This window comes from Streptomyces sp. NPDC059455 (assembly GCF_042750115.1).
In the GTDB taxonomy this organism is placed as follows: domain Bacteria; phylum Actinomycetota; class Actinomycetes; order Streptomycetales; family Streptomycetaceae; genus Streptomyces; species Streptomyces endocoffeicus.
This window is the reverse complement of sequence record NZ_JBHYVB010000030.1, coordinates 64,878-78,733: the sequence shown is the minus strand read 5'-3', so window position 1 is coordinate 78,733 and position 13,856 is coordinate 64,878. Positions and strand designations below refer to the sequence as shown.

The window sequence follows — 13,856 nt, the reverse complement described above, 5'->3', positions numbered from 1 at the left end:
GTTGCGGGGCCTGAGGCGTAGCCCGGTCCAGGACCCGGGGCGGAGCCCCGGTTGCGGGGGCTGGGGCGGAGCCCCGGTGCGGGGGCTGGGGCGGAGCCCCGGTGCGGGGGCTGGGGCGGAGCCCCGGTGCGGGGGCTGGGGCGGAGCCCCGGTTTCGGGAAGGGGCGGGGAGGGGAGCAGCCCGCCGCAGGCGCCAAGCTCCGCCGGACTCTCCCCACGGCCACCGGAAGGCTGCCGCCCCGCTGCACAACGGGGAGAGCACCGCGGAGCGGCAGCGGCCGAGCCGGGAGACTCGGCCGAGCCGCGGGGGCGTGGGATGTTCCCCGGCGGCTCCTCACACCTCTACGGACCCCATCGGTGCCCTGTTCACCTTTTGTCCGATGGTGAGCACCCGCGCACGAGGGCGCCCGGACCCCAACCCCCCGCCCCCCGAATTGCCGTGGCGTGATCGTCTTGCCAGGCTGTCCCCCATGCCGACCACCACCCTGTCCGACCTTGTCGACGAACTGCTCTCCGGGACCCGCCCGCTGCCGATCCTCTCCGCGGGCGTCCCCGTGCTCCGGCGACCGGCCCTGCCGTACGAGGGCCAGCTGGCCGCGGACCAGCTGGACCGGCTGCTGACGGCGATGCGGGAAGCCATGCACTCCGCGCCCGGAGTGGGGCTCGCGGCCCCGCAGGTCGGTGTGCCGCTGCGGCTGGCGGTGATCGAGGACCCGGCGGAGGTGACGACCGAGGTGCGCGAGGCGCGCGGTCGGGTGCCGCAGCCGTACCGGGTGCTGGTCAATCCCCGTTACGAACCGGTCGGCGACGGCCGGGCGGCCTTCTTCGAGGGGTGTCTGAGCGTCCCCGGCTGGCAGGCCGTGGTCGGCCGCCCGGACCGGATCCGGCTGCGCGGGCAGGACGAGACGGGACGGGAGCTGGACGAGGAGTTCACCGGCTGGCCCGCGCGGATCGTCCAGCACGAGACCGACCACCTCGACGGCGTCCTCTATCTGGATCTGGCCGAAACCCGCTCCCTGTCCTCGGCCGAGGCGGTAAGTGACTACTGGTCCCAGCCCACCCCCGCCACCGCGGCCCATTCACTGGGTTTTCCGCTGCCGAGCGCCACCGGCGCCGCCGATGACAGCGGCGGCACCGGCGCTACCGCTCCGTAACCACGGCCGACCTGCGGCATGTTTTCGTCATCGACTGGCAGTCGCCGAATCACCGCACGGACACTGTGACGTACGTCGCCACGGCAAGACTGGTGGACGCCCCGGTACGCGCCGCCTCCGCGTACCACGGCGAGTGAGGCGTTTCTTCCGCTCTTCCCCAGTCCCCACCGCTCCTGACTTCCCTCGAACGGAGAACAGGAATGTCCGTGCTCACGACGTCCACAACGGCGCCCACCAGCTCGTACGTCACCTCGATCGCCCACACGCAGGAGCAGATCCACGCCGCGCAGCGGCTGCGCTACCAGGTGTTCGGCGAGGAGAGGGGCGGCCGGCTGGACGCGGCGGTCGACGGCCGCGACGTGGACGAGTTCGACGAGGTCATGGACCACCTGATCGTCACCGACACGTCGACGGGCACCGTGGTCGGCACCTACCGGCTGCTTCCTCCGGGGCGCAGTGAGCGGCTCTACTCGGACACCGAGTTCAATCTGCACGGTCTTCCGGCCGAGGTCCGCTCGTCCATGGTCGAGGCCGGCCGCGCGTGTGTGCACGCCGACCACCGCTCGGGTGCCGTCATCAACCTGATGTGGGCCGGTCTGGCCCGCTATGTACTGCTGTCCGGCCACCGCTACCTCGCGGGCTGCGCCTCGGTGCCGCTGGCCGAGGGCGAGCAGGCCGCCGCCAACGCCTGGCTGCTCGGCACCACCAAGCACGCCGCCCCGCCGGAGATGCGGGTCCACCCGCTCGACCCCTGGATACCCTCGCGGCCGCTGGACGGCGAGCCCAGCTACGCCGATCTGCCGCCGCTGCTGCGCGGGTATCTGCGGGTGGGCGCCTGGATGTGCGGCTCCCCGCAGCACGACCGGGCCTTCAACGACGCCGACTTCTTCGTGCTGCTCGACACCGAGCGGATGAACGACCGTTACCGCCGCTACTTCCTGGGTGAATCCCAGTGACCGTCCCGGCCCCGATGAGTCTGCCCGCACACGCCTGGGCGGCCTGGTCGCCGTGCACCACCGGCTGTGTCGCCCACGCCGCCGACCGCGTCCCGGCCACCCGGGTCGCCCGGCGGGCCGCGGTCTTCGGCCGGGCGGTGCTGGGCGCGCTGGTGTCCGGCCGGCGGATCGCCGAGCCCGAGACGCTGCGGGCGCGGGCGGCGGCGCTGCTGGACTCCCTGGGCATCCGGCTGGAGGTGGCGGGCGACAGCACGCTCAGCGCCCCGGGGACCACCGGCACGCTGATCGTGGCGAACCACATCTCCTGGATCGACATCCTCGCGCTGCTGTCGATAGAGCCCGTGGTCATGCTGGCCAAGCGGGAGATCGCGGGCTGGCCGCTGATCGGCCCGATGGTCACCCGCGCGGGGACGCTGTACATCGACCGCGACTCGCTGCGCGAACTCCCCGCGACCGTACGGGAGATGGCGGCCCGGCTGCGCGACGGCCAGTCGGTGATGGCCTTCCCGCAGGGCATCACCTGGTGTGCTGGCACCGGCGGCAGCTTCCGCCGGGCCACCTTCCAGGCCGCGCTGGACGCGGGCGCGCCGGTGCGCCCGGTGACCCTGGACTACGTCCAGCACGGCGCCCCGACCACGGTGGCCGCCTTCGTCGGCGAGGACGACTTCGGCCACTCGCTGCGCCGGGTGATCCGCGCCGACGGGCTCACGGTGCGGGTGAATGTGCACCAGCCGCTGCGGCCGATGCGGGACGTCGACGACCGGCGCCGGGTCGCGGCGCAGGCCCAGGCGACCGTGTGCGGGGCGCGGCTGCCCCTCCATCACGAGGTCGCCGCCCTCGGGCTGGCACGCTGAGAAACCCTCGGGCCGGCAAGCCGAGTCCGTTCCCCCCGGGTCCCGTCCCGTCCCGTCCACGGACGGCGCCCGGGGCGGCTCGGCCCGGTGTCCGCTCAGCCCTCCATCCGCAGGTCCTTGACCCGGCGGATCTTGCCCACGGAGCGCTCCAGCGTCTCCGGGTCCACGACCTCCACCTCGACCGTGAGCCCCACCCCGTCCTTGACTCCCCGCGCGATCGCCGTGGCGGCGTCCGCGCGCCGCTCGGGGCCGACCCCGGGGCGTGCCTCGATCCGCACCGCCATATGGTCCATCCGGCCGCGTCGGGTCAGCTCGAGCTGGAAGTGCGGGGCCACCGACGGGACCCTCAGCACGATCTCCTCGATCTGGCTGGGGAAGACATTGACCCCGCGCACGATGAGCATGTCGTCGCAGCGGCCGGTGATCTTCTGGATGCGCCGGAAGGCGGGGCGGGCGGTGCCGGGCAGCAGCCGGGTGAGATCCCGGGTGCGGTAGCGGATGACGGGGAGCGCCTCCTTGGTGAGGGTGGTGAAGGTCAGCTCCCCCTCCTCGCCACCGGGCAGCACCTCATCGGTGAGCGGGTCCACGATCTCGGGGTAGAAGTGGTCCTCCCAGACGTGCAGCCCGTCCTTGGTCTCCACGCACTCCTGGGCCACCCCCGGGCCCATCACCTCCGAGAGCCCGTAGATGTCCACCGCGTGGATGTCCATGCGCTCCTCTATCTCCCGGCGCATCTCCTCCGTCCAGGGCTCGGCTCCGAAGATGCCGACCTGGAGGGAGGTGGAGCGGGGGTCGACGCCCTGCCGCTCGAACTCGTCCAGGAGCGTCAGCAGATAGGAGGGCGTGATCATGATGATCTCGGGCCTGAGGTCCTGGATGAGCCGCACCTGCCGGGCGGTCATCCCCCCGGAGGCGGGGATGACGGTGCAGCCGAGCCGCTCGGCGCCGTAGTGGGCGCCGAGGCCACCGGTGAACAGGCCGTACCCGTAGGAGATGTGCACCTTGTGGCCGGGGCGGCCGCCGGCCGCACGGATCGAGCGGGCGATCACCTCCGCCCACACCGACAGGTCGTGCTCGGTGTAGCCGACGAGGGTGGGGCGGCCGGTGGTGCCGCTGGAGGCGTGGAGCCGCCGCACCTCGCTCTGCTCCACGGCGAACATCCCGAAGGGGTAGCTGTCGCGCAGATCGGCCTTGGTGGTGAAGGGGAACCGGGCCAGGTCCTCCAGGGTGCGGCAGTCCTCGGGGCCGACCCCGGCCTCGCGGAACTTCTTGCGGTACACCTCGACGTGGTCGTACGCATGGCGCAAGGTGGCGCGCAGCCGGGTGAGCTGAAGAGCCCTCAGCTCCTCGGGGCTCATCCGCTCGGCGTCGTCGAGCGGAGCCCCGCTCAGCGGTTCCACCATGGCCGTCCACCACCTCCGGATGCCGACCGAACATTCGGTTACCGTTCGGGCGCGGTCCAGTAATCCAGCATCCGACCTGGGTGTCAAGGGTCCGGACATCCCCGTGCGCGCCCGGCCCGGCGGAGACCGGCGCGGAACGGCGCGGAACGGCGCGGAACGGCGCGGAACGGCGCGGAACGGCGCGAGGCCGGTGAACGATCGGCGCCCTCCATTCGTACCCGTAGACGCGAGGGACACAGCCGCACCCCGAATCCGACGACGCGAGAGGGCCTTTCATGTACGACGCCGCCGATGCCGACGCTCCGCACCCGGTCCGGACCGCCGACCGCGCCCCGCGCCGCCACGGCCCGCGCGCGGTAGCGGTCGTGGCGGCCGCGGGCGCGCTGCTCGCCATCGCGGGATGCGGCGGCGGGGACGGTAAGGCGGACGCCAAGGCGGAGACCGGGGGGAACGCCGCACGGCCGAGCGCGAGCGCCAGTCCCACGCCCAAGGCCGCGCGGGTGGAGCAGCTCGCCTCGGCCGCCGGGTGCAAGCCCGAGTTCACCACCAAGGTGGACGACTACCGCCAGGCCGTCTGCAAGAACTCCAAGGGCAAGTTCCTCTTCGTCGACTTCGCCACCGCCAAGAACCAGCGCGACTGGCTGGAGACCGCGCAGATGTACGGCGGCGTCTATCTGGTCGGCAACCGCTGGGTGCTGTCGTCCTCGCCCCGGAAGAACATGGAGAAGTTCCGGGAGCGGTTCGGCGGCACCATCGAGGAGGGCACCTCCTACGGGGGTGCCTCCGGCACCTCCAAGTGATTTACCCGTCCATTACTCGCCGCCGATCCCGTGTCCGGCGGCTCTCTCCCCTCCCCGCCCCTTCCCGAACCAGGGGCTTCGCCCCTGGACCCCGGGTTAAGGGGCGGAGCCCCACCACGCGGCGGAGCCGCATATCGATCCGGCGGGAGGGGGCGGAACCCCGGTCCGAGGTCTGGAACCCCAGTCCGAGATCTGGGGCAAAGCCCCCGCCCCGAGCCCGAGACGAAGCCCTCAGTCCGGGGCCCCGGCCGAGGTCTGGGGCGGAGCCCCGACCCGGGCCCGGGGGCGCAACCCCGACCCGGGGCCCGGAGCGCAACTCCGGCCCGAGGTCTGGGGCGGAGCCCCAGTTTCGGGAAGGGGCGGGGAGGGGAGCAGCCCGCCGTAGGCGCTAGACGTCGGCGAGCGCCCGCAGCGTGGCCGCCTCCCGGGGCAGCAGCCGCTCATCGTCCTCCGGTACGAACTCCAGCAGGACATCCAGCGGCGGGCCGTCGGCGGACAGCTCGGCTCGGTGCGCGAGCAGCCGCTCGAAGGCGCTGCGCCACAGCGGGGCGCGGGCGGTCAGCGGCAGCCGGGTGGTTCCGGGCCACCAGGAGAAGGCGTGCACCGCGGCGATCCGGTCCCCCAGCGCGTCCAGCCCCTTCAGCGCCTCGGCGTCGGGCATGTCGACGGGCGGCTGCCAGTACGTGGCGACGTCGGCGCGGTCCACCTCCTCCAGCAGCCGGAGGGTGTGGTCCGCGCCGTCGGTCAGGGTGTTGCGGTGGAACTCATAGGCGAGTTCGACCCCCGCGTCCGCGGCGAGCGCGGCGGCGCGCCGGGTGTCCTCGACCACCGCGCGGCGCCCCTCGGCCGGGGTCTCCTCCGTGCCCGTGACGCCCGCCCAGATCCGGATGCGCGGTGCGCCGAGCGCCACGGCTGAGCGGAGCACCGCGTCGAACTCCTCCGGATCGCTGTGTCCGGCACGGTAGTAGGAGCCGTACGAGGCGACGGCGAGCCCGGCGTCCACGGTGGCGTCGCGGACCCGCCGGGCGGTGACCTCGTCGCCGGGCGGCACATGGACGTCACCGCCCCATTCGACGCACTCCAGACCCGCTCCGGCCACGGCGGCGATCACCCGGTCCGGGTCGAGCCGGCGCAGGGTCACCGAGCAGATGCCGAGCCGCGTCACGCCCCCACCTCCGTGACGGTGGGCGCGTCGCCCGCGCCGAAGTCCACCACGAAGGCCCCGCCGTCCGCCGGACGTACGGTGACCGCGAGCCCGTTCACCTCGGCGGTGGCGAGATCGGCGAGCGGGGCCGGGTCGCGCTCCCCGGTGAGCGAGGCCAGCGCGACGAAGAGGGTGCCGGAGGGGTCCTCGCCCACGGTGCCGGTGAGTTCGGGGACCAGGGCCCACGGCCCGTACGCGGTGCCCTGCGGCGCCCGGACCGCGGTGGCGGTCGCCCAGCCGTGCAGTCCGAGGAGCTGACCGGTCACCTCGCCCCCGTCCAGCCGTATCTCGGCGCCCTCCTCGGTCTCCGCGGGGGTGCCCGGGGGCAGGGCGACGGCCCAGCCGCTGTGGTGGATCCGGGTCCCGGCGGGGACGCCCGCGGTGCGGTGGATTCGCACTTCGAGGCGGCCGCGGACGAGGGTCAGGCTGTCGATGCGGATCGAGGGCACCTTGGGGCCGCCGTCGGGGAAGGCGGGGGTGTGGGAGGAGGCGAGCCAGTCGGGGCCCGCGGCCAGGGGGTGGACGCGCAGCCGGGCGGTGCGCACACCGCGCTCTTCGAGCGCGATGTGGTTGTCGGGGGTGTTGTCCGCGCTGGTGGGACCGGTGCGGGTGGAGTAGGCGAGCCGGGCGTAGAGCGGATCGGCGGGCCCGTGCTCGGCCTCCCAGGGGCGGAGCTTGTAGCTGCCGTGGTTGTGCAGCCGCACCAGCCCGTCCCGGCCCGTGGTCTGGACGAGGAACCCGGCGGCGGGCAGCGCCAGCGCCCGGTCCGGCCCCTCGGCGGGCGCGGCCTCCTCGGTCGCGGTCCACACCGGGTGGTCGGGCGGGAGCAGCAGGGCGAGGAACCCCTTGGAGGCCCAGTAGGGCGAGCCGGGCCCGGAGTAGCGCTGCAGGGTCGCGGCGTGCGGCCCGTACCAGCCCAGGCTCAGCACCCCGTCCTCGGTCAGGGCCCCGCGGTCCAGGAAGTGGCGCAGCGCTCCGCTGAGGAGGCGGCGGGTCGTGCCGGGGGCGAGGGGGGTGTGGCCGGTGAGGGCGCCGAGTGCCACCGAGGCTCCGGCGGCGAAGCGGTAGGTGAGGGAGCGGCCGTGGTGGATGGGGGCGCCGTCGGCGTCGAAGAGCAGCGAGAAGCCTTCGAGGAAGGTGCGCAGCCGGGGGCCGAGCCGGTCCAGGAGTACCCCGTCGCCCGCGAGATGGGCGTGGAGCAGCGGGTACATGTGCAGCGCCCAGCCGTTGTAGTGGTCGAACGACCGCCCGTCGCCGTCGGAGTACCAGCCCTGGCCCTGGTACCAGCCCTCCAGCAGGCCGAGCCCCCGCTCGATGGCGCGGGCCGTCTCGGCGTCGCCGCGTCCGACGGACTCCAGGAAACCGGCCACGGTGAGGGGGAAGAGGTACCAGTTGTTCGGGGAGGGCTGGTGGCGCAGCGCCCCGCGCAGCCACTCCTCGGTGCGGTCCTGGGCGTCGGACGGCAGGGCCTCCCAGGTCCACGGCGCGGTGAGCCGCAGGCCCAGGGCCACGGACGCGGACTCCACCATGGGCTGGCCCTGGGCCCCGTGATGGCCGATCACCGGCCAGGACTCGGCGTCCTCGCGCCCGGGGGTGAGGGTGCCGCGGGCGATCCCCTCGGTGTAGCGCTCCAGGATGCCGTGCTGGTCCTTGCCCGAGGCCCCGGCGCCGCGGAAGGCGGCGAGCAGGAAGGTGCGGGCGAACCCTTCGAGCCCGTCGGAGCGCACCCCGGACCTGGACGGCGGGCCGGGCAGGTCGATCAGGGCCTGGCCGGGGGTGGCGTAGCGGAGGGCGGCGTGCAGCATGCCGTCCGCGGCGGCCTCCCAGTGGGCGCGGGTGTAGCCGGTGTGGGGGCTGAGGGTGCGGTCGTCGGCGGGGAGGAGGAAGGGGAGTTCGGGCATGGTGGGGTGGGCCTCCTGGGGTCGCGGGACGTTGGAGGGCGCGCGGATGGGTGGGGTGGCGCGCCCTCTCATGCCGAGCGGTCGAGGATCTCCGGTCGTACGGGGTGGGCGAAGGGGCGGCCGGTGACGTAGTGCTCGATCTCGCCGATGGCGAGGTCGGCCAGGCGGCGCAGCTCACCGCTCTTGGACCCGGCGATATGCGGGGTGATGAGCGCGTTGTCGCAGTCGTACAGCGGGGAGTCGGCGGGCAGCAGCTCCGGCACGGTGACGTCGAGGACGGCGCGGATCCGCCCGGCCACCACCTCCTCGGTCAGCGCCTCCTGGTCCACCACCGCCCCGCGCGCGGTGTTGATGAGCGTGGCGCCGTCCGGCATGGCGGCCAGCAGCTCCCGGCTGACCAGCCCCTGGGTGGCGGGCAGCAGGGGGGTGTGGACGCTGATGACATCGCTGCCGGCGAAGAGTTCCCGCAGGGGCACCTGGCGCGCCCCGAGCTCCTTCGCCTCCTGAGCGGTGACATACGGGTCGTACAGCAGGAGGTCGAGGTCGTACGGGCGCAGCAGCTCGATCACCAGGCGGCCGATGGCGGAGGCGCTGAGGATGCCCACCGTCCGGCGGTAGTTGCCCGCGTCCGGATAGCGCTCGTTCCAGTCGATCGTGCGTCGCTCGGCGCGGTAGTCCCGGGCGATGTCCAGGACGCGCTTGTTGGACAGCAGGATCATGGCGACGGTGTACTCGGCGACGGGCACGGCGTTGGCCGCGGCCGCCGAGGAGACCTCGATGCCGCGCTCCCAGCAGGCGTCGGTGATGTGGTGGCGCACGGTGCCCGCGGTGTGGACCACGGCGCGCAGCCGGGGCGCGGCGTCGAGCGTGCCGTGGTCCAGGGGCGGGCAGCCCCAGCCGGTGACCAGCAGTTCGGTGTCGGCGAGGGCGCGGCGGGCGGCCGGGGTGGTGAAGTCGTCGAGGACGAGGCCGGGGTCGAGGTCGAGGAGGTCGATGAGCCGGTCCAGACTCGCGGGCCCGAGCACCTGCCGGGCGGACCGCTCGGCCATGGCCAGGACGGCACGGGGGCGGCGGCGGGCGGAGAGGTGGGTTGCGGTCACTTGACGCTCCCTGCGGTCAGTCCGGACTTCCAGTAGCGCTGCAACAGGACGAACGCCACGATCAGCGGCACGACGGCGAGCAGTGAGCCGATGACCACGAGGGGGTAGTACTCGGGCGAGACGGTGGCGGCGCTGTTCCAGGTGTAGAGGCCGAGGCTGAGCGGATACAGATGCTGGTCGGAGAGCATCACCATCGGAAGGAAGAAGTTGTTCCAGATGGCCGTGAGCTGAAAGAGGAAGACGGTCACGAACCCGGGCCCGAGCATCCGCAGGCTGACCCGCACATAGGTCTGCAGCTCGCCCGCGCCGTCGACCCGGGACGCCTCCAGCACCTCGTTGGGCACATAGCCGCTGCTGAGCAGGCGGGCGAGATAGACGCCGAAGGGGTTGAAGAGCACCGGGATGAAGACCGCCCAGAAGGTGTTGACCATCCCGATCTCGGAGGCCACCAGATAGAGCGGAAGGGCCAGCACGGTCGGCGGCACCATGACACCGGTGAGGACGAGCCCGAAGAACTTCTCCTTGTGCCGGAACTCGTACTTGTCGAAGGCGTAGCCCGCGGCGACGCTGATGAGCGAGCCGACCAGGGCCCCGACGACCGCGTACAGCAGGCTGTTGACGTACCACTCGCCGTAGAGCCCGCCGTCCATGGAGAACAGGTCGGAGAGGTTGCGGCCGAAGGAGAAGTCGCCGAGCGAGAAGATGTCGCTGCCGAAGAGGGCGTCGGCGTTCTTGGTGGACGCCAGCACCAGCCACAGCGCGGGCAGCATGGTGTAGAGGGCGGCGATCAGGACCACGGCGTTGGCGATGCCGCGGCTGGTCAGCTTGGAGCCGCCGAAGGGCTTGCCGAGCGGCTTGGACGGTCCCCGGGAGGGGTTCACGGGGGTGGTGGGTGTGGTCGTGGTCATCACGCTCTCCGTTCCCGGCGGCCCGACCAGCGCGTCACGGCGTACGACAGGACGCAGGTGACGATCAGGAGGATGACGGAGGCCGCGGAGGCGAGTCCGTAGTTGTTGCGGCGGAAGGCCGCGTCGTAGATGTACATGTTCGGGGTGAAGCGGGAGTTGACCATCGGGGTGGCCTGGTTCATCAGCATGGGCTCGGTGAACAGCTGCAGCGCGCCGATCAGGGAGAACATGCACACCATCACCACGGAGCCCCGGATGATGGGCACCTTGACCTGGAGCGCGGTGCGGATGCCGCCGGCGCCGTCGATGGTCGCCGCCTCGATCACCTCACGCGGCAGCGCCTGGAGCGCGGCATAGAAGATGATCATGTTGTAGCCGAGGCCGCTCCACAGGGCGATGTTGACGATCGACGGGAGCACGGTGTGCAGGCCGAGGAAGTCGACGGTGATGTCGGCCTGCGCGAAGAGCTTGATGACCGGGCTGAGCCCCGGGGTGTAGAGGTACAGCCAGATGACGGCCGCGATGATGCCGGGGACGGCGTGCGGTAGGTAGAGCAGCATCTGCGAGGTCCGGCGCAGCCGGATGAGGCCCGAGTCGAGCAGCAGGGCGAGCGCGAGGGCGCTGACGACCACGGTGGGAACGAAGATCACGCAGTAGAGGGCGATGGTGCCGAACCCGGAGAGGAAGCTGGGGTCCTGCAGCACCGCGAGATAGCTGCGCAGTCCGGTGAAGACGGTCTCCCCGCCGCCGAAGCCGAGGCCGCTGTGGTCCTCGCCGAAGAAGCTGAGGTAGATGGCGTAGCCGACGGGGACGAGGAACACGGCGATGAGCAGTGCCGTGAAGGGAGTCAGCAGAACGGTTGCGGCGATCCGCTGCTGGCGCCGTCCGATTCTGCGGGGCGGGTCGGCGGCGGCCGCCTGTGGCGGCGCCGTCCGTCTTGAGGACGTGACTGTGCTCACGGGGTACCTCGGCTCAGGCTTGGTGAGTGCGGCTCTTGAAGGTTCGGTGTGAGGTGGCGGGGCGGGCTCAGTCGGTGGTGACCGACAGGCCGAGGCTCTTCAGGTCGGGCATGGTTCTGTTCTGGGCTTCGCGCAGGGCCTCCAGGACGGTGCCGCTGCCGACCCCGGCCCGGGCGAGCCCGTCGTCGCCGGAGGTGGTGGTCGACACCATCCGCGGCCCCCACTTCCAGCTGGAGGTGATCATCTTGGCCTGCTTCCCGAAGAGACCGAAGATGTCCTGTCCGGAGAAGTAGCTGGTGTCCATCTCCTTGCGGGCGACCGGGACCAGGCTGGGCACGGACGGGAAGGCGCTGCTGACACCACTGGCGAGCTTGGCCTTCAGCGCGTCGGGGCTGGTCACCATCCAGGAGATGAACTCCATGGCCTCCTTGGGGTGCCGGCTGTCCTTGGTGACCATGAAGGTCGAGCCGCCCTGCGTGCTCACCTTGGGCTTCGCCGGGTCCCACTGCGGCATCGGCGCGATGGCCCATTTGCCCTTGCCATCGGGGGTGGACGCCATCATCGAGCCCGCGGCCCAGGCGCCGGCCAGATAGCCGGACGTCTCACCGCTGCGCAGATGGGCCCGCCACTGCTGGCTGGAGCCGGGTTCGACGCGCACCAGGTCGTCGTCCTTCAGCCGCTGCCAGTAGCCGGCGACCTTGCGGGTGGGGGCGTCGTCCATGGAGACGCGCCAGGTGTCGTTGGAGGTCTGGTACCACTGGGCCCCGGCCTGCCAGGCGTACCCGGCCATGTAGAGGGTGCCGCCGGTGGTGAAGAGGCTGGCGATACGGGAGCGGGGCTGGGCCTTCTTGAGCTTGCGGGCCGAACTCTCGAACTCCGCCCAGGTCTTGGGGACCGGGATGTGGTTCTTGGTGAAGATGTCCTTGCGATACAGGAAGACCATCGGCTCGATGTCCACCGGTACGGCGTAGGTGCGCCCGTCGAAGGTGGTGAGGTCCAGCGCCTGCGGCAGGATCTTGCGGCGTACCGAGTCGGGCAGCAGCTTGGTGATGTCCCGGGGCACGCCGTCGATGGTGAAGCTGGGCAGCTGGGGGTATTCGATGGTGGCGACATCGGGGGCGTTGTCCGCGCGGGCGGCGTTGCTGAGCTTGGCCCAGCCGCCCTGCTCGCCGGAGGGGACCTGCTGGAAGTCCACCTTGATGTCGGTGTGGGTGCGGTTGAACTCGTCGACGACCTCCTGGCTGCCGCGCAGCGCCGACCAGAAGGTGAGGCGCACGGGACCGTCACCGACGGTGTCGGACCCGCGGCTTGTGGAGCAGCCCGCCAGGATGAGGACGAGCAGCGTGAGCAGTGCGGTGGTACCCGCCGTAGCCCGGTGTCCGGGCATCGGGCGTCCTGGGCGTCTGTGGCCAGGCATGGACCCTCCCCTGATTCAACGGTGGAGTCAGAGGGAATCCTGATCGCTTGACTGAAAAGCCGTCAATACATCGAACAGAAGAAACTGAAGCGGTCAAACGCTCAGTGAAGCGGGGCGGTGGAATCCCGGACCACCAGCTCCGGCAGCAGCTCCAGATGGCGGGCGGCACCGGCCCACCGCCCGGCCCGGGTCCGCTCCAGCTGCCGGGTCAGCAGCTCCAGCGCCGCCTGCCCCACCTCCCCCTTGGGCGGGGCCACCGCCGTCAGCGCGATCTGCCCCATGTCGGCGACCACATCGTTGTAGGCCACCACCGAGCAGTCGCCCGGCACCTCGACGCCCGCCTCCCGCAGCCGCTGGACCAGCACCAGCGCGTCCATGTCGCCGTGGATCAGCGCGGCGGTGGCCCCGGCGCGGCGCACCGCGCCGACCAGGTCGGCCTCCCGCTCCTCGCGCGGACGGGGATCGGGCCCCGCGGTGCGCGAGCTGAGCATCACCGGGCACGCCTCACTGATGCCGCGGGCCGCGGTCTGCGCGGCGAACTCCGACCGGATCACCCGCGCGGTGGGGCTGTCGTCGCGCGCCGCCAGCACGATCCGCCGATGCCCCAGCGAGATCAGGTGCTCCAGCGCCAGATGCACCCCGTAGGCGTGGTCCGAGCGCACACAGTCCAGCCCGTAGATCGCGCTGCCCCGGTGGGGCCGGCGCTCCACCAGCACCACGGGGACCTCCAGGGCGGCGAGCCAGGTGTGGTCCGCCCGTGCCCCCGCCTCGGTGCGCCAGCGCGGGGCGAGCAGCAGCCCCCGCGCCCCCGCGTCCAGCGCCTGGCGGACCGCGCGCTCGGTGCCGCGCTCGTCCGCGGCGATGTGCAGCGCGAGCCGCAGCCCGGTCTTCTCGGCGGCCCCCCGCGCCGCCTGGACGACCTCGGTGAGATAGGTGTTGCCCACCGGGACCACCATGCCGATGGTGTCGCCGGTGGTGGTGGACTCCGTAGGCATCGGCCGCAGCGAGCGCGCCACCCCGTGACCGCGGCGCAGCTCCCCGCGCTGGGCCAGCTCCTCCACGTCCCGCCGTACGGTGACGACGGACACCGCCAGCTCATCCGCGAGATCGGTGATCCGGGCGCTGCCCCGGGCCTCCACGAGGGCCGCGATCCGTGCCTGCCGCTTCTGCGCCGGCTCCCGCATGTTCCCCACCTCCGAC

12 protein-coding genes are annotated in these 13,856 nt (G+C 72.3%); 4 read left to right on the top strand and 8 right to left on the bottom strand.

All coding sequences use genetic code 11. The features are described from left to right. The first annotated feature begins 470 nt into the window (after nucleotides 1-470). The 3 genes from ACFXB5_RS13745 (at nucleotide 471) to ACFXB5_RS13735 (ending at nucleotide 2,964) form a co-directional block, all read left to right on the top strand. On the top strand, nucleotides 471-1,154 hold the full coding sequence (locus tag ACFXB5_RS13745) for a peptide deformylase (protein WP_385206606.1): 684 nt from the start codon (nucleotides 471-473) through the stop codon (nucleotides 1,152-1,154). Nucleotides 1,155-1,354: 200 nt separating this feature from the next. Further along, nucleotides 1,355-2,110: a GNAT family N-acetyltransferase gene (locus tag ACFXB5_RS13740; RefSeq protein WP_385206603.1), complete on the top strand. Its 756-nt coding sequence runs from the start codon at nucleotides 1,355-1,357 to the stop codon at nucleotides 2,108-2,110. A gap of 14 nt (nucleotides 2,111-2,124) precedes the next feature. Beyond that, the gene (locus ACFXB5_RS13735) at nucleotides 2,125-2,964 is read left to right on the top strand and encodes a lysophospholipid acyltransferase family protein (RefSeq protein ID WP_385206600.1); all 840 of its coding nucleotides are present in this window, start codon (nucleotides 2,125-2,127) and stop codon (nucleotides 2,962-2,964) included. Nucleotides 2,965-3,059: 95 nt separating this feature from the next. Here the strand turns inward: ACFXB5_RS13735 and paaK are convergent, their stop codons facing one another. After that, a complete protein-coding gene (paaK, locus tag ACFXB5_RS13730; RefSeq protein WP_385206597.1) occupies nucleotides 3,060-4,367 on the bottom strand; it encodes a phenylacetate--CoA ligase PaaK in 1,308 nt (435 codons plus the stop codon). Nucleotides 4,368-4,642: 275 nt separating this feature from the next. Between paaK and ACFXB5_RS13725 the strand changes: the two genes are divergently transcribed. After that, complete coding sequence (locus ACFXB5_RS13725; RefSeq protein WP_385206594.1) at nucleotides 4,643-5,167, top strand: hypothetical protein; 525 nt, start codon at nucleotides 4,643-4,645, stop codon at nucleotides 5,165-5,167. Nucleotides 5,168-5,555: 388 nt separating this feature from the next. On the opposite strand, the gene ACFXB5_RS13720 is transcribed toward ACFXB5_RS13725, so the two are convergent. The 7 genes from ACFXB5_RS13720 to ACFXB5_RS13690 all read right to left on the bottom strand — a co-directional run bounded on the left by ACFXB5_RS13720 (nucleotide 5,556) and on the right by ACFXB5_RS13690 (nucleotide 13,840). Continuing rightward, on the bottom strand, nucleotides 5,556-6,332 hold the full coding sequence (locus ACFXB5_RS13720) for a sugar phosphate isomerase/epimerase family protein (RefSeq protein WP_385206593.1): 777 nt from the start codon (nucleotides 6,330-6,332) through the stop codon (nucleotides 5,556-5,558). Then, a complete protein-coding gene (locus ACFXB5_RS13715; RefSeq protein ID WP_385206591.1) occupies nucleotides 6,329-8,272 on the bottom strand; it encodes a DUF2264 domain-containing protein in 1,944 nt (647 codons plus the stop codon). Before ACFXB5_RS13715 ends, ACFXB5_RS13720 begins: the two co-directional genes overlap by 4 nt. Before the next feature lie 68 nt (nucleotides 8,273-8,340). Beyond that, complete coding sequence (locus tag ACFXB5_RS13710) at nucleotides 8,341-9,321, bottom strand: hydroxyacid dehydrogenase (RefSeq protein WP_385206618.1); 981 nt, start codon at nucleotides 9,319-9,321, stop codon at nucleotides 8,341-8,343. Nucleotides 9,322-9,368: 47 nt separating this feature from the next. Beyond that, nucleotides 9,369-10,280 (bottom strand): carbohydrate ABC transporter permease, encoded by a 912-nt coding sequence (locus ACFXB5_RS13705; protein WP_385206588.1) that lies wholly within the window; start codon nucleotides 10,278-10,280, stop codon nucleotides 9,369-9,371. Then, a complete protein-coding gene (locus tag ACFXB5_RS13700; protein ID WP_201848325.1) occupies nucleotides 10,280-11,239 on the bottom strand; it encodes a carbohydrate ABC transporter permease in 960 nt (319 codons plus the stop codon). Before ACFXB5_RS13700 ends, ACFXB5_RS13705 begins: the two co-directional genes overlap by 1 nt. A gap of 67 nt (nucleotides 11,240-11,306) precedes the next feature. Next, complete coding sequence (locus ACFXB5_RS13695) at nucleotides 11,307-12,626, bottom strand: ABC transporter substrate-binding protein (RefSeq protein WP_385206585.1); 1,320 nt, start codon at nucleotides 12,624-12,626, stop codon at nucleotides 11,307-11,309. A gap of 131 nt (nucleotides 12,627-12,757) precedes the next feature. After that, nucleotides 12,758-13,840, bottom strand: coding sequence for a LacI family DNA-binding transcriptional regulator (locus ACFXB5_RS13690; RefSeq protein WP_385206582.1), 1,083 nt, complete (start codon nucleotides 13,838-13,840; stop codon nucleotides 12,758-12,760). Nucleotides 13,841-13,856 lie beyond the last annotated feature (16 nt).

What these genes read in the sequence shown, in the direction of transcription:
- ACFXB5_RS13745 (WP_385206606.1), top strand. Translation starts at nt 471, where the DNA reads ATGCCGACCACCACCCTGTCCGACCTTGTCGACGAACTGCTCTCCGGG.
- ACFXB5_RS13740 (WP_385206603.1), top strand. Translation starts at nt 1,355, where the DNA reads ATGTCCGTGCTCACGACGTCCACAACGGCGCCCACCAGCTCGTACGTC.
- ACFXB5_RS13735 (WP_385206600.1), top strand. Translation starts at nt 2,125, where the DNA reads ATGAGTCTGCCCGCACACGCCTGGGCGGCCTGGTCGCCGTGCACCACC.
- paaK (WP_385206597.1), bottom strand. Translation starts at nt 4,367, where the DNA reads ATGGTGGAACCGCTGAGCGGGGCTCCGCTCGACGACGCCGAGCGGATG.
- ACFXB5_RS13725 (WP_385206594.1), top strand. Translation starts at nt 4,643, where the DNA reads ATGTACGACGCCGCCGATGCCGACGCTCCGCACCCGGTCCGGACCGCC.
- ACFXB5_RS13715 (WP_385206591.1), bottom strand. Translation starts at nt 8,272, where the DNA reads ATGCCCGAACTCCCCTTCCTCCTCCCCGCCGACGACCGCACCCTCAGC.
- ACFXB5_RS13710 (WP_385206618.1), bottom strand. Translation starts at nt 9,321, where the DNA reads ATGGCCGAGCGGTCCGCCCGGCAGGTGCTCGGGCCCGCGAGTCTGGAC.
- ACFXB5_RS13705 (WP_385206588.1), bottom strand. Translation starts at nt 10,280, where the DNA reads ATGACCACGACCACACCCACCACCCCCGTGAACCCCTCCCGGGGACCG.
- ACFXB5_RS13695 (WP_385206585.1), bottom strand. Translation starts at nt 12,626, where the DNA reads ATGCCCGGACACCGGGCTACGGCGGGTACCACCGCACTGCTCACGCTG.
- ACFXB5_RS13690 (WP_385206582.1), bottom strand. Translation starts at nt 13,840, where the DNA reads ATGCGGGAGCCGGCGCAGAAGCGGCAGGCACGGATCGCGGCCCTCGTG.